Here is a 13,695-nt window from a genome sequence, read left to right as displayed (position 1 = left end):
AAGCGCGGCAAAGCTCAAGTCCGGGGCGCGCGGGGCTCCGGCGCCTCAGATGCCGCGCGCCAGGAGGTAGCCGTTATTGTCGGGGTCGTTGTCGTGATATTCGCTGGTCACGACGCCGGGCAGCTTGGCAAAGGCCTCTTGCGCGGCGGTCGGGAACATCGTGACATGGATCGATTCGAACCCGGGCAGATCCTTGAGGATCGTGGTGATCGCGTTGGTGCAGAACGCCTTGGGCACCGCGCCATACTCCTTGATCGCCGCAAGCGCCATTTCGGCGACCTCGGGGCTGACCACCAGATCCTGCTTTATCACGCGCCAGGTCTCGCGCGAGTGGTAGTCGATGTAGAAATCGACCGCCGCGTCGGTCATGCCATAGACCACGTCATTGCGCTCGGGCAGGCGCGGATGCTTGAACGATCCGGCCGGGTCGAACAGCAGACGCTCGGACCCGCTGACCAGAAGCGCGGCATGGCCGCCGTTGCCGGAGCGGGTGTTGATCATGGTCATCAGCGTGATCATCGGCGGGCCGCCGGTGGAATAATGCGCGCGCGCCACCTCTTCGTCCGGGGCCCAGACCGGCTCGGCCGCACAGGCGGCGAGGCCGATCAGAAGAAACAGAGACAGGAAAATGCGTCGCATACGAAACCCACCGATAAAATCTTGTCGCGGCCGGAAACCGGCCGCCGGCAATCACGCCCCGAAAATTGCGAGCAGAATGACCACGATGATGGTCGCGATCGCCGAGCGCACGAGGAACTTGATGAAGCCCTCGAATGTCTTTTCCTGTTCGCGGGTGTCCATTGTCCCGTGCTTGTAGTCCGCCATTCTTCGTCCTCGCCCTTGGCCGTCAGTGTCCGGTTGGCTTAGACGATTTGTCGCGGGCTGTCACGGCCCGGTTGCGGGCCTCACGTGAATTTTGACCGGCCCGTTGCGCCCGTGCACGCCTCGCGCCGCTCAGCCCTTGCGCTGCCACAGCCAGGCGTCGTCGCTGGCGCGGCGCCGCCGGGTGATCTTGCCGGTGCGGTAGAGGTGGTTGAGGTGCCCGATGGCCTCGTTCAGCGCCAGCGAGTATTCGCCCTCGCCGATCTTGCGCTTGAACAGCGGCTTGAAGCACTCGGCGGCGGTGCGCGGCTGGTCGAGGAACTCCATCAGCCGGTCGAGCGCGAAATGGTGGTTGTCGATCAACTGCCGCATCCGGGTCGGAAGCCCCATGAAGCACAGCTTGTGGCCGGGCAGGACCAATTGATGATCGTCGGCGAACTGGCTGAGGTATTCGCAGCTTTCCAGCCAGTCACCGACCGGGTCGGCATCGGGTTCGGTGGCGTGAACGCCGAGGTTCGGGCTGATCGTGGCCAGAAGCTGGTCGCCGCCGATCACCAGTTCGTCGTCGCGCGACCAGAAAGTCGCGTGCTCGGGCGCGTGGCCGTTGCCGATATGCACGTCCCAGGTGCGCCCGCCAAAGCGCAGCGTGCTGCCCTCCTTGACCCGGCGATAGCCCAGCGGCAGGTCGGCCACGAGGTCGGCGAAATTGAACGGCCGCTCGGTGCGGCGTTTTTCATAGAGTTCCGGGTCCATGCCGCCGGCACGCCAATAGGCGAGGGTTTCGTCCACCGGCTTGAGTTGACGGTCGAGTTGCAGCATCCGGGCATAGAGCCAGGCGGTCTGGGTGGTGATCAGCTCGACCCCGAACTCGGTCTGGAACCAGCCCGCCAGCCCGATGTGGTCGGGGTGGGGATGGGTCACGATCAGCCGCGCCACCGGCTTGCCGCCGAGCGGGCCGCGCATCAGGTCGCGCCACAGTGCGCGGGTGTCTTCGCTGTCGATGCCGGTGTCCACGATGGTCCAGCCGTCGTTGTCCCACAGGGCATAGGAATTGACGTGATCCAGCCGGAACGGCATCGGGATGCGCAACCACAGAAGGTTCTCGGCCAGTTCGATGGCCTCGCCGGGGGGCGGCGGTGTCTCCCACGGAAAGGTCAGGGGCGCGTTCATCCGGCCAGATCCTCGACCGACAGCGCATAAAGCCCCGCCGCCCCGGCGCGGGCCTGGTCGAGAAGCGCGCGGTATTCCGGCAAGAGCCGGGTGACGTGAAAGGTCGCCAGCGCGGTGCGCGGCCCCTCGCCCCCCTCGGCCAGCGCGGCCTTGAGCAGGTAGTGCGCGCCCAGCACGCGGGCGAAGGCCGACTGGAACGGCACCGCGCCCGCGAACCTGTCCTGCATGTCCTGTCCGACCAGCCATTCCACCGTCTCGCGCAGGGTCTCGCTGGCGTCCCAGACCGCTTCGGCCAGCGTCGGCAGAGTGGCACGTGCGGCTTCGGCGTTGGCCTCGACCTCTTCCAGCAGGCGGCAGGCGGCGTCGCCCCCGTCCATCATCTTGCGCCCGACAAGGTCCATCGCCTGGATGCCGTTGGTGCCCTCGTAGATCGAGGTGACGCGCACGTCGCGGTAAAACTGCGCCGCCCCGGTTTCCTCGACATAGCCCATGCCGCCGTGCACCTGCACGCCAAGCTGGGCGACGAGGATGCCGGTATCGGTGCCATAGGACTTGGCGATCGGGGTCAGAAGCGCGGCGCGCGCCGCCCACTCGGCCTCGCCGGTCGCGCGCTCCATGTCGATCGCCACGGCACAGGCCAACGCGATGGCGCGCGCGGCGGTGATCTCGGCCTTCATCTGGACCAGCATCCGGCGCACGTCGGGGAAATCGACGATGGTGCCGGTGCCGCCCTCTATCGGGGTCTTGCCCTGCACCCGTTCACGCGCATGCGCCAGCGCGTGCTGATAGGCGCCCTCGGCCACGCCGATGCCCTGCACGCCGACCATCAGGCGGGCGTTGTTCATCATGGTGAACATCGCCTTCATGCCGGCATGCTCCGCGCCCACCAGCCAGCCGGTCGCACCCTCGAAGCTCATCACGCAGGTGGGGCTGGCGTGCAGGCCCATCTTGTGTTCGAGGCTGACCACGCGAAGGCTGTTGCGCTGGCCGGGGTTGCCGTCTTGGTCAGGAATGAACTTCGGCACCATGAACAGGCTGATCCCTCGCGTGCCCGGCGCCCCGTCAGGCAGCCGCGCCAGCACCAGGTGACAGACGTTTTCCGCCATGTCGTGATCACCCCAGGAGATGAAGATCTTCTGCCCGGTGATCGCGAATGTGCCGTCACCATTGGGCACCGCCTTGGTGGTCAGCGCACCGACATCCGAACCCGCCTGCGGCTCGGTCAGGTTCATCGTGCCGGTCCATTCCCCCGACATCAGTTTCGGCAGGTAGAGTGCCTTGAGCGCGTCCGAGGCGTGATGCTCCAGCGCGTCGATCTGGCCCTGGGTCAACAGCGGGTTGAGTTGCAGGGCAAGGCAGGCGCCCGACATCATGTCGTTGGCCGCCGCACTCAGGCTGATCGGCAGGCCCATGCCGCCATAGTCGGGATCGCCCGAAACCCCGACCCAGCCACCTTCTGCGATCTGGCGGTAGCCGTCACCGAAACCGGGGCTGGCGCGCACCACGCCGTTGTCGAGCGTTGCCCCCCTGGTGTCACCGACCCGTTGCAGCGGCGCCATCACGTCGTCGGTCAGCCTGGCCAGTTCGGTCAGGATCGCGCCGACGGTCTCGGGCGTCGCCTCGGCGTGCCGCGCGCTGGCCGCGACCTGGTCGAACCCGACCACGTGGTCGAGCAGAAAGCGGAGGTCATTGACGGGGGCGCGATACGGCATGGAGTTCCTTTCGTCCGGCTTGGCAATCAGGGGCGCGCCCGCTAGGCAGGCTTTGGGCGCAACCCTATCGCGCCGAAGGGCCGAAAAAAACGGAAACGCAACGTCATGGCGGGTGAAGGCACCGAAAGGACAGGCACGGCGCGGCTGAAGGCCGACGCGGCGGGGATCGCGCGGGCGGCGGCGCTGCTGCGCGCCGGTGAACTGGTCAGTTTCCCGACCGAGACCGTCTATGGCCTGGGCGCGGATGCGACCGATGACGTGGCGGTGGCGCGGATTTTCGAGGCCAAGGGGCGGCCCCGGTTCAACCCGCTGATCGTGCATCTGCCCGACGCGGCGCGGGTGCGTGACATTGCGATGCTGGAGGGCGACGCGGCACGGCTGGCCGAGGCATTCTGGCCCGGGCCGCTGACGCTGGTGCTGCCGATCCGGCCCGGCGCGCGCCTGTCGCCGCTGGTCTCGGCCGGGCTGCCCACGGTGGCGGTGCGGGTGCCGGACCAGCCCCTGGCGCGCGTGCTGCTGCAGGCGGCGGGCCGCCCCATCGCCGCCCCCTCGGCCAACCCCTCGGGCCGGATCAGCCCGACCGAGGCGGATCACGTGCTGGCCGGGCTGGACGGCAAGATCGCGGCGGTTCTGGACGGCGGCGCCTGCGCGGTCGGGGTGGAAAGCACCATCGTCGGCTTCGACCCCGCCGCGACGCTGTTGCGCCCCGGTGGCCTGCCCGCCGAGGCGGTCGAGGCCTGTCTCGGCGCGCCGCTGGCCCTGCCCGCGCCGGGCGATACGGTCAGCGCACCGGGCCAGCTGCAATCCCACTATGCCCCCCGCGCGGGGCTGCGCCTGGACGCCACCGACCTCTCCCCCGGCGAACGCCTGCTGGGCTTCGGCCCGGTCGAGGCGGACCTGAACCTGTCGCCCTCCGGCGACCTGGTCGAGGCGGCGGCGAACCTGTTTCACCATCTGCACCGGCTGGACGCCGACGGCGACGCGCCCATCGCGGTCTCGCCGATCCCCGAAACCGGGCTGGGCCGCGCCATCAACGACCGCCTGCGCCGCGCCGCGGCACCGCGCGACGGGTAGCATGCTGCCCTTGCACCCGTCCGCCGGAGGGTGATAGAAAATCCCTATCGGAAAACGAACAAGCGATGGGATGATCCGATTATGATTGGCAAGTTGGAAATGTTCATCGCGCTGGCGAACGAACAGCACTTCGGACGGGCCGCGCAGAGCCTTGGGTTGACGCAGCCGACGCTGTCGACCGGGATCAAGCAGCTCGAGGAACAGCTTGGGGTGCAGCTTGTGCGGCGCGGGTCGCGCTATGGCGGGTTGACGCCGGAGGGTCAGCGGGCGCTGGAATGGGCCCGCCAGATCGTCGGCGACGTGCGCCGGTTCCGCGACGAGATGCGCTATTCCCGCGAGGGGCTGAGCGGGCGCCTGCGGCTGGCGGTGATTCCCACCGCGCTGACCTGGGCATCGCGGCTGGTCGCGGGCTTTCAGCACCGCCACGAAAAGGTGCGCTTCACCATCCAGTCGCGCACCTCGATCGAGATCCTCGCGATGCTGGAAAACCTCGAGATCGACGCGGGCGTGTCCTACCTCGACAACGAACCGTTGGGCCGGGTCTCGACCGTGCCGCTATACCGCGAGAGCTACACGATGATCTGCGCGCAGGGTCACCGGCTGGCCAAGCGCGACAGCGTCGACTGGGCCGAGATCGGCGGCGAAAAGCTGTGCCTGCTGACGCCGGACATGCAGAACCGGCGCATCATCAACAAAGCGTTCATGGACTCGGGGCAGGCCCCGGTGGCAGAAATGGAGTCGAACTCGACGGTGGTGCTGGTTTCCTACGTCGAGCGCGGCGACTGGGTCACGATCCTGCCCGACGACCTGGCGCGCTTTCTGGCCGCCGGAAAGGGCCTGTCCATCGTCCCGATCCGCAGCCCGGGAGAGGCCCACAGTGTCGGATTGGTCGCGCCCTACCAGGAGCCGCACACGCCGGTCTTGCAGGCGCTCCTGGACGAGGCCGGGGCGCTGGCGAAAAGCGATTGAATTTCTCAATGGACCAACGGTTCTAGGATATTGATCGCCCCCGGCCAATCGGTGATCACCCCCGGGGATCAAACGAGGACACACATGGCTGATACCGCCCCTGAACCGAACGCCGAAACGCTGGCCGACCTGATCGAGGCGCAGCGTCACCTCGAAGGCCCGCTGTTGCCGATTCTGCACACGATTCACGAGGCTTACGGCCATATTCCGGACACCGCCCCGGCCCTGATCGCGGACAGGCTGAACATCGGCCGGGCCGAAGTGCACGGGGTGATCAGCTTCTACCACGATTTCCGCAGGCTTCCGGCCGGGCGGCACGTGGTGAAAATCTGCCGTTCGGAGGCCTGCCAGTCGGTCGGCGGCGCGGCCTTGAGCGAAGCGGTGCTGGCGAAGCTGGGCATCGGCTGGGGTGAGACCACCGCCAACGGCGCGGTGACGGTCGAGCCGGTCTATTGCCTCGGCCTCTGCGCCTCGGGTCCGGCGGCGATGGTCGACGGCAAGGTGATCGGGATGCTGGACACGGACCGGTTTGACCGGGTGCTGGCGGAGTTGGGCGCATGAAGGTCTTTCTGTCCATCGACGCCGCCGCAAAGGCGGTCGGGTCCGAAGACGTGGCCGAGGCGCTCACCGCCGAGGCGGCGCGCCGTGGCCTGGAGCTTGACCTGATCCGGGTCGGATCGCGCGGCATGGTCTGGCTGGAGCCACTGGCCGAGGTCGAGATCGACGGCGTGCGCCATGCCTTCGGGCCGGTGCGTGTGGAGGATGTGCCGGCGCTGCTGGACGGCACGCTGGCGGGCCACGGCCCGACCGAGGAGATCCCGTTTTTTGCCGGCCAGACACGCCTGACCTTTGCGCGCTGCGGCGTGATCGACCCGCTGGACCTGACTGCATTCGAGGCGCTGGGCGGGCTGACCGGGTTGCGCGCCGCCATCGCGGCACCTGGCGATGTGGTCGAGACCGTCAAGGCCTCGGGCCTGCGCGGGCGCGGCGGCGCGGGCTTTCCGACCGGCATCAAGTGGCAGACCGTGGCGGGTGCCAAGGCGGACCGCAAGTATATCGTCTGCAACGCCGACGAGGGCGACAGCGGCACCTTTGCCGACCGGATGATCATCGAGGGCGATCCGTTCAGCCTGATCGAGGGCATGGCGATCGCCGGGATCGGCGTGGGCGCGACCAAGGGCTATGTCTACATGCGCTCGGAATACCCCGACGCCACCGCGACGCTGGAACGCGCGGTCGCGATCGCGCGCGCGGCGGGGGTGCTGGGCGACGGCGTGCTGGGCTCCGGTCATGCCTTCGACATCGAGGTGCGCGTGGGCGCCGGGGCCTATGTCTGCGGCGAGGAAACCAGCCTGTTGAATTCGCTCGAAGGCAAGCGCGGCGAGGTCCGGCCCAAACCGCCGCTGCCCGCGCTGGAAGGGCTGTTCGGCAAGCCCACCGTGGTCAACAACGTGATCTCGCTGGCCACCGTGCCGGTGATTTTCGAGAAGGGCGCAGAGCACTACGCCGATTTCGGGCTGGGCCGGTCACGCGGGACGATCCCGCTGCAGATCGCCGGCAACGTGAAATACGGCGGGCTTTACGAGATCGCCTTCGGCCTGCCGTTGGGCGAGATCGTGAACGGCATCGGCGGCGGCACACGGTCGGGCAGGCCGGTCAAGGCGGTGCAGGTCGGCGGGCCGCTCGGGGCCTATTTCCCGGTGTCCGGGTTCGACACGCCGTTCGGATATGAAGAATTCGACGGCGCGGGCGGGCTGATCGGCCACGCCGGCCTGGTGGTGTTCGACGACAGCGCCGACATGCTGGAACTGGCCCGCTTTGCGATGGAATTCTGCGCGGTGGAAAGCTGCGGCAAGTGCACACCCTGCCGGATCGGCTCGGTGCGCGGGGTCGAGACGCTGGAGCGGATCGCGGCGGGCGACGCCGGGGCGACGGCGCTGTTGACGGACCTGTGCGAGACGATGGAGCTCGGCTCGCTCTGCGCGTTGGGCGGGTTCACGCCCTATCCGGTGATGTCCGCGATACGGCATTTCCCCGACGAGTTCACCGGGCAGCGGGAGGCGGCGGAATGAGCAACGACGGCGCCTTCGGTCGCACCATCCAGCTTTTCCTGGTGGACGGCAAACCGACCGGCCTTCGCAAAGCGACGATACATGGCTGGACCGGGTTACTGTTCGTCTCTGGCGCGTCGGCCTTCGGTGACCTGACCGCGCGGGAAGAGGTGGATCGAACCGGGGTTTACATCCTGTCTGGCCCTGACCCCGACAAGCCCGGCGGCACTCGCGCATACATCGGGTCGGGCAATTCCGTTGCTGAGAGGATCAAGCAAAGTGCGGTCAAACGCGACTTCTGGGAAACCGCGATTACGGTGACCACCAGCGATGACGACCTATCGAAGGGCCATGCTGAATTCCTCGAGGCGCGACTGATCGAGGTGGCGGCACAGGCAGGGCGCGTGACCCTCGACAACAGCACCCAGCCCGACACTAAAAGACGGCGCCTGCCTGAGGCTGACGTGGCCAACATGGAGCAGTTTCTCGCGAACCTGCGGATCATTTTGCCGGTGATCGGACTCGACATGCTCAAGCCCCAGCCGAAGGCGGTGACGCAGACGGCGCAATCGGTCGAGGCGCGCACAACTGGGGAGGTGCAGTTCGAGATCCGGCACAAGAGCGGCGTGCAGGCCACGGCCGTTGAGGAAGACGGGGAATTCGTCGTGCTGGAAGGGTCCGAGGCGCTGACGGGCACGGGCTATGTTCAGCAGAGCTATGGCGGATTGAAGGAGAAACTGATCACCGACGGTGTGCTAGTGACACAGGATATCCCGCCCGGCACGAACAAGCTGCGCTTCGCCCGACCCTGGTCCTTCACCAGCCCTTCGGCGGCGGCGGCGGTCGTGCTGGACCGTAACAGCAACGGGCGGCTGGAGTGGAAGGTGAAAGGCGCAAGCCAGACCTATCACGACTGGCAACAAGCTCAGGCGACGAAACAGGAGGCGGCCCAATGACGTTGCGGCGCAGAGCACGCGGTCGCGCGACCGCGTATCCCGGCGCCGCGCGGCGCCGGGTGGGGGCGCTGCCCCCACCGTTCGGTTTGCGGGGCAAACCGAACGTCCCCCGGAGTATTGGCGCCAAGATGAAGTGGCGGGAGGATTGGACATGAAGGATTTCATCATTCCCTGGGACGATACCGACTTCGGCACGCCCGCGAAGTCCGGCGCGCCGGTCAGCCTGATCGTCGACGGCATCGAGGTGACCGTGCCCGAGGGCACGTCGGTGATGCACGCCGCCGCCGAGGCGGGGATCCAGGTGCCCAAGCTCTGTGCGACGGATTCGCTCGAGGCGTTCGGGTCGTGCCGGCTCTGCGTGGTCGAGGTCGAGGGGCGGCGGGGCACGCCCGCCTCGTGCACCATGCCGGTGGCCGAGGGCATGGTGGTGCACACGCAAAGCGAGCGGGTGCGGCGCATCCGCAAGGGGGTGATGGAGCTTTACCTGTCCGATCACCCGTCAGACCCGGCAAGCTGCATCGCCGGGCGCGATTGCGAGTTGCATGACATGGCCGCCGTGGTCGGGCTGCGCGAGGTGCGCTATGGCCCCGGCGACAACCACTTCCAGCCGGAGCGCGACGGGCGCGACAATCCGCGCCATCTGCCCAGGGACGAGAGCAACCCCTATTTCACCTTCGATCCGGCCAAGTGCATCGTCTGTTCGCGCTGCGTGCGGGCCTGCGACGATATCCAGGGCACCTATGCGCTGACGATCGAGGGGCGCGGCTTTGACAGCGTGGTGTCGGCGGGCGCGGCGGGGGATGACTTCCTGACTTCGGACTGCGTGTCCTGCGGCGCCTGCGTGCAGGCCTGCCCGACCGATGCGCTGATCGAGAACCGCGTGATCGAACTGGGCGTGCCGGTGCGCGAGGTCATCACCACCTGCGCCTATTGCGGCGTGGGCTGTTCGTTCAAGGCCGAGCTGAATGGCGACCAGCTTGTCCGCATGGTGCCGCACAAGGGCGGCAAGGCCAACCGGGGGCATAGCTGCGTCAAGGGCCGCTTCGCCTGGGGCTATGCCAACCACCGCGAACGCATCCTCAACCCGATGATCCGCGACCGTGTCGATGAGCCGTGGCGCGAAGTGTCGTGGGACGAGGCGCTGGGCTTTGCCGCCGATCGGCTGGAGCGCATCCGCAAGGAGCACGGCAACAAGGCGCTGGGGGTCATCACCTCGAGCCGCTGCACCAACGAGGAAACCTACCTGGTGCAGAAACTGGCCCGCGCGGTGTTCGAGAACAACAACACCGACACCTGCGCGCGGGTGTGTCATTCGCCCACCGGATACGGGTTGGGGCAGACCTTCGGCACCTCGGCGGGCACCCAGGATTTCGACTCGGTCGAGCATAGCGACGTGATCATCGTGATGGGCGCGAACCCGACCGATGCGCACCCGGTCTTTGCCTCGCGGATGAAGAAACGGCTGCGCGAGGGCGCCAAGCTGATCGTGATCGACCCGCGCAGGATCGACCTGGTGAAATCGCCCAATGTGCGTGCCGAGCATCACCTGGCGCTGCGCCCGGGCACCAACGTGGCCGTGGTGACGGCACTGGCGCATGTGATCGTGACCGAGGGGCTGGCGGACGAGGATTTCATCCGCGAACGCTGCGACTGGGACGAATACCTGGCCTATGCCGAGTTCGTGCGCGATCCGCGTCACAGCCCGGAGGCCATCGAGGACCTGACCGGCGTTCCGGCGGCTGAACTGCGCGCCGCCGCACGCACCTTTGCCAAGGGCGGCAATGGCGCGATCTATTACGGGCTTGGCGTGACCGAGCACAGCCAGGGCTCGACCACCGTGATGGGCATCGCCAACCTGGCCATGCTGACCGGCAACATCGGGCGCGAGGGCGTGGGCGTGAACCCGCTGCGCGGCCAGAACAACGTGCAGGGCTCGTGCGACATGGGAAGCTTCCCGCATGAACTGCCCGGCTATCGCCATGTGAAGAACCCCGAGGTGCGTGGCATCTTCGAGCGGCTCTGGGGTGTCGAGATCGACCCGGAGCCGGGCCTGCGCATCAACAACATGCTGGATGCCGCCGTCGATGGCACCTTCAGGGGGCTTTACGTTCAGGGCGAGGACATCCTGCAATCCGACCCCGACACGCAGCACGTGGCCGCCGGGCTGGCGGCGATGGACTGCGTGATCGTGCATGACCTGTTCCTGAACGAGACCGCGAATTACGCGCATGTGTTCCTGCCCGGCTCGACCTTCCTGGAGAAGGACGGCACCTTCACCAATGCCGAGCGCCGGATCAACATGGTGCGCAAGGTGATGGCGCCGAGGAACGGCTATGCCGATTGGGAGGTCACGCAGCTTCTGGCCAATGCGCTGGGGGCGAACTGGACCTACACCCACCCGAGCGAGATCATGGACGAGGTCGCCGCGACCACGCCCAGCTTTGCGGGCGTCAGTTTCGACCTGATCGACCGGCTGGGGTCGGTGCAATGGCCCTGCAACGAGGAGCATCCCGAAGGCACGCCGACCATGCACGTCGATGGTTTCATGCGCGGCAAGGGGCGGTTCATGATCACCGAATACCTCGCCACCGATGAAAAGACCGGGCCGCGCTTCCCGCTGCTCCTGACCACCGGGCGCATTCTCAGCCAGTATAACGTCGGCGCCCAGACGCGGCGCACCGACAACATGGTCTGGCACGATCAGGACGTGCTGGAGATCCATCCGCATGACGCCGAGAACCGGGGCATCCGGCAGGGCGACCTGGTCAGGTTGGCCAGCCGCTCGGGCGAGACCACGCTGCGCGCCGAGATCACCGACCGGGTCAGCCCCGGCGTGGTCTATACCACTTTCCACCACCCCGACACGCAGGCCAACGTGGTGACCACGGACTTTTCCGATTGGGCCACCAACTGCCCGGAATACAAGGTCACGGCGGTGCAGGTGGCGCCGACGAACGGGCCGTCCGAGTGGCAGGAAGACTACTCGGCGCACGCGGCGCGGTCGCGCCGGATCGCGCCGGCGGCGGAATAGCGATGATACCGGTCCTCAGCCACCCTGGACTTGCCGTCGGGCGCGACGGGGCGCGGGCGGTGACGCGCAGCCTGCCCGAAGAGGTGCCGGTGGCGCTGTCGTTCGATGGCGAGACCCTGGCGGTGATGATGGCCAGCCCGGCGGACCTGACCGATTTCGCGCATGGCTTCGCGCTGAGCGAAGGGGTGATCGAAACGCTCGACCAGGTCGAGAGCTTCGAGGTCGTCACCCATCCCAACGGCATTGAGGCGCGGTTCACGCTGTCGGACGACCGCTCCGAGGCGCTGGCGGCACGGCGGCGGCGGATGACCGGGCCGGTGGGCTGCGGACTGTGCGGCATCGACAGCCTCGATCAGGCGGTGCGCGATCTGCCCTCGGTGGCGGACACGACGATGCGGATTGCCCGGGCCGAGATCGCCGCCGCGACCGATGCGCTGACCCATCACCAGCCGATCCACGACCAGACCCGCGCGGTTCATGCCGCGGGCTTTCTGCGCCCCGGCGAGGGGATCGTGATGGCGCGCGAGGACGTGGGGCGGCACAATGCGCTCGACAAGCTGATCGGCGCGCTGGCACAGGCGGGGATCGAGGCGGCCAGCGGCGCCATCGTGCTGACCTCGCGCATCTCGGTCGAGATGGTGCAGAAAGCCGCGATGGCCGGATGCCCGGTCCTGATCGCCGCCTCGGCGCCCACGGCGCATGCGCTGCGGCTGGCGGAGGGCGCGGGCATGACCGTCGCCGCCTTTGCCCGCGGCGGCCGCTTTGACCTGTATTCCCACCCCCAGAGAATCGAGACCGGAGCCAGCGATGTCGCCTGACAAGATGATCCACATGGCCAACCAGATCGCGGCCTTCTTCAACACCCAGCCGGGGGGTGACGGGGCCGAGAAGGTGGCCGCGCACCTGTCGGATTTCTGGGAAGAACGGATGCGCCGCCAGCTTTTCGCCCATGTCGATGCGGGCGGCGACAGGCTCGATCCGCTGGTGCTGGCGGCGGTGGCGCATCTGCGCCAGCCTGCCGGGCAGACCCCCGACGCTTGACGCCGGGCGCGGTTCGGGCATCCTTGGCGGATGATCCGCGATACCGATGCACCCTTTCCCGACACCGCCTTCTGGCGCGCCTATGGCGGGCGCTTCACGGGCCTGTTGTCATGGGACGATGCCGATCGGTTCTGGCCGGTGCTGGCAGCCGCACCCGAGGGCTGGTTCGTGTTCGACCCGTCCGGCGACGCCCCTGACCGGGTGGCAAGCCCCGAAGAGTTCGCCGCGGCGCTGGATGAGGCGCGGGCCTCGGTCGACCAGGTGCGCGACCGGTCCCATTGCGGGGCGGTGTTCACCGACGACCGCGACGCCCCCGGAATGGTCAAGGTGTTCGACCCCTACCGGATGGGCGGAGTCTGTGGCGGTTCGGGCGGACGCATTCTGCCGCGTTGGGTGTTCAGCCGCATCGCGCCCAACCCGCTGCCGATGCGCGCCGAGCCGGCGGCGCGCAAATCGTTCTTGTCGCGCCTGATCGGCTAGGTCTTGAACCCACAAAAGGAATTCCCTTTGGATCGTTGTCGTGATTCACTTTTTGGAAACCGGAGGTGAGCATGACGGGCAGGCATGATCTGAGCGATATGGCGTGGGCGGTGATCGCGCCGCTTCTCCCCAACAAGCCGCGCGGCGTGGCGCGTGTGGATGACCGGCGAGTGATCTCGGGCATCTTCTATATTCTGCGAACCGGCGCCCCCTGGCGCGACCTGCCGCAACGCTAAGGTCCCGGAACCACCGTCTACAACCGATACAACAGGTGGGCGAAGGCCGGGGTCTGGCTGCGCATTTTCGAGGCTTTGGCGGAGAAAATTCTCGCATTCCTTACACTTGATCGACAGTTCCATCGTGCGCGCCCACCAACACGCCGCCGGTTG

General features: G+C 67.5%; 13 protein-coding genes and 1 pseudogene. 10 read left to right on the top strand and 4 right to left on the bottom strand.

The genetic code is table 11. The features are described from left to right. Positions 1-45 precede the first annotated feature (45 nt). From FVF75_RS14135 to FVF75_RS14120, 4 genes are all read right to left on the bottom strand, one after another. Positions 46-639 carry a hypothetical protein gene (locus tag FVF75_RS14135; RefSeq protein WP_148379141.1) on the bottom strand — a complete coding sequence of 198 codons (594 nt, stop codon included), beginning with the start codon at positions 637-639 and terminating at the stop codon, positions 46-48. Positions 640-690: 51 nt separating this feature from the next. Further along, positions 691-825, bottom strand: a complete 135-nt coding sequence (locus tag FVF75_RS14130; RefSeq protein ID WP_148379139.1) for an aa3-type cytochrome c oxidase subunit IV — start codon at positions 823-825, stop codon at positions 691-693. A 129-nt stretch (positions 826-954) separates the two neighbouring features. Then, on the bottom strand, positions 955-1,992 hold the full coding sequence (locus FVF75_RS14125) for an MBL fold metallo-hydrolase (protein ID WP_148379137.1): 1,038 nt from the start codon (positions 1,990-1,992) through the stop codon (positions 955-957). Beyond that, complete coding sequence (locus FVF75_RS14120; RefSeq protein WP_148379134.1) at positions 1,989-3,704, bottom strand: acyl-CoA dehydrogenase; 1,716 nt, start codon at positions 3,702-3,704, stop codon at positions 1,989-1,991. The genes FVF75_RS14125 and FVF75_RS14120 overlap by 4 nt, the downstream gene beginning before the upstream one ends. A 105-nt stretch (positions 3,705-3,809) precedes the next feature. Here FVF75_RS14120 and FVF75_RS14115 point away from each other — a divergent pair, with 105 nt between their 5' ends. The 10 genes and pseudogenes from FVF75_RS14115 to FVF75_RS17790 form a co-directional block, all read left to right on the top strand. Then, a complete protein-coding gene (locus tag FVF75_RS14115) occupies positions 3,810-4,778 on the top strand; it encodes an L-threonylcarbamoyladenylate synthase (protein WP_148379131.1) in 969 nt (322 codons plus the stop codon). 81 nt (positions 4,779-4,859) lie between these two features. Further along, a complete protein-coding gene (locus FVF75_RS14110; protein ID WP_148379128.1) occupies positions 4,860-5,747 on the top strand; it encodes a LysR family transcriptional regulator in 888 nt (295 codons plus the stop codon). A gap of 84 nt (positions 5,748-5,831) precedes the next feature. Next, a complete protein-coding gene (locus FVF75_RS14105; RefSeq protein ID WP_148379125.1) occupies positions 5,832-6,308 on the top strand; it encodes a formate dehydrogenase subunit gamma in 477 nt (158 codons plus the stop codon). Continuing rightward, positions 6,305-7,819, top strand: a complete 1,515-nt coding sequence (locus FVF75_RS14100; protein WP_148379123.1) for a formate dehydrogenase beta subunit — start codon at positions 6,305-6,307, stop codon at positions 7,817-7,819. The genes FVF75_RS14105 and FVF75_RS14100 overlap by 4 nt, the downstream gene beginning before the upstream one ends. Then, positions 7,816-8,754, top strand: a complete 939-nt coding sequence (locus tag FVF75_RS14095; RefSeq protein WP_148379120.1) for a GIY-YIG nuclease family protein — start codon at positions 7,816-7,818, stop codon at positions 8,752-8,754. Before FVF75_RS14100 ends, FVF75_RS14095 begins: the two co-directional genes overlap by 4 nt. A 151-nt stretch (positions 8,755-8,905) precedes the next feature. Then, complete coding sequence (gene fdhF, locus FVF75_RS14090; protein ID WP_148379117.1) at positions 8,906-11,785, top strand: formate dehydrogenase subunit alpha; 2,880 nt, start codon at positions 8,906-8,908, stop codon at positions 11,783-11,785. A 2-nt stretch (positions 11,786-11,787) separates the two neighbouring features. Next, complete coding sequence (gene fdhD, locus FVF75_RS14085; RefSeq protein ID WP_148379115.1) at positions 11,788-12,603, top strand: formate dehydrogenase accessory sulfurtransferase FdhD; 816 nt, start codon at positions 11,788-11,790, stop codon at positions 12,601-12,603. Continuing rightward, positions 12,593-12,826 (top strand): formate dehydrogenase subunit delta, encoded by a 234-nt coding sequence (locus FVF75_RS14080; RefSeq protein ID WP_148379113.1) that lies wholly within the window; start codon positions 12,593-12,595, stop codon positions 12,824-12,826. Before fdhD ends, FVF75_RS14080 begins: the two co-directional genes overlap by 11 nt. Before the next feature lie 30 nt (positions 12,827-12,856). Continuing rightward, positions 12,857-13,306: a hypothetical protein gene (locus tag FVF75_RS14075; protein WP_148379111.1), complete on the top strand. Its 450-nt coding sequence runs from the start codon at positions 12,857-12,859 to the stop codon at positions 13,304-13,306. Positions 13,307-13,377: 71 nt separating this feature from the next. Then, positions 13,378-13,695, top strand: a pseudogene (locus FVF75_RS17790) (IS5 family transposase); the annotation flags it as partial.

It is taken from the genome of Maritimibacter fusiformis, from assembly GCF_008086115.1.
Classification (GTDB): Bacteria; Pseudomonadota; Alphaproteobacteria; order Rhodobacterales; family Rhodobacteraceae; genus Muriiphilus; species Muriiphilus fusiformis.
This window is presented reverse-complemented; position numbering and strand designations above follow the sequence as displayed.

Excerpts from the sequence above, each read along its gene's own strand:
- FVF75_RS14125 (WP_148379137.1), bottom strand. The coding sequence starts at position 1,992 with ATGAACGCGCCCCTGACCTTTCCGTGGGAGACACCGCCGCCCCCCGGC.
- fdhD (WP_148379115.1), top strand. The coding sequence starts at position 11,788 with ATGATACCGGTCCTCAGCCACCCTGGACTTGCCGTCGGGCGCGACGGG.
- FVF75_RS14105 (WP_148379125.1), top strand. The coding sequence starts at position 5,832 with ATGGCTGATACCGCCCCTGAACCGAACGCCGAAACGCTGGCCGACCTG.
- FVF75_RS14100 (WP_148379123.1), top strand. The coding sequence starts at position 6,305 with ATGAAGGTCTTTCTGTCCATCGACGCCGCCGCAAAGGCGGTCGGGTCC.
- FVF75_RS14120 (WP_148379134.1), bottom strand. The coding sequence starts at position 3,704 with ATGCCGTATCGCGCCCCCGTCAATGACCTCCGCTTTCTGCTCGACCAC.
- fdhF (WP_148379117.1), top strand. The coding sequence starts at position 8,906 with ATGAAGGATTTCATCATTCCCTGGGACGATACCGACTTCGGCACGCCC.
- FVF75_RS14075 (WP_148379111.1), top strand. The coding sequence starts at position 12,857 with ATGATCCGCGATACCGATGCACCCTTTCCCGACACCGCCTTCTGGCGC.
- FVF75_RS14095 (WP_148379120.1), top strand. The coding sequence starts at position 7,816 with ATGAGCAACGACGGCGCCTTCGGTCGCACCATCCAGCTTTTCCTGGTG.
- FVF75_RS14110 (WP_148379128.1), top strand. The coding sequence starts at position 4,860 with ATGATTGGCAAGTTGGAAATGTTCATCGCGCTGGCGAACGAACAGCAC.
- FVF75_RS14135 (WP_148379141.1), bottom strand. The coding sequence starts at position 639 with ATGCGACGCATTTTCCTGTCTCTGTTTCTTCTGATCGGCCTCGCCGCC.
- FVF75_RS14115 (WP_148379131.1), top strand. The coding sequence starts at position 3,810 with ATGGCGGGTGAAGGCACCGAAAGGACAGGCACGGCGCGGCTGAAGGCC.
- FVF75_RS14130 (WP_148379139.1), bottom strand. The coding sequence starts at position 825 with ATGGCGGACTACAAGCACGGGACAATGGACACCCGCGAACAGGAAAAG.
- FVF75_RS14080 (WP_148379113.1), top strand. The coding sequence starts at position 12,593 with ATGTCGCCTGACAAGATGATCCACATGGCCAACCAGATCGCGGCCTTC.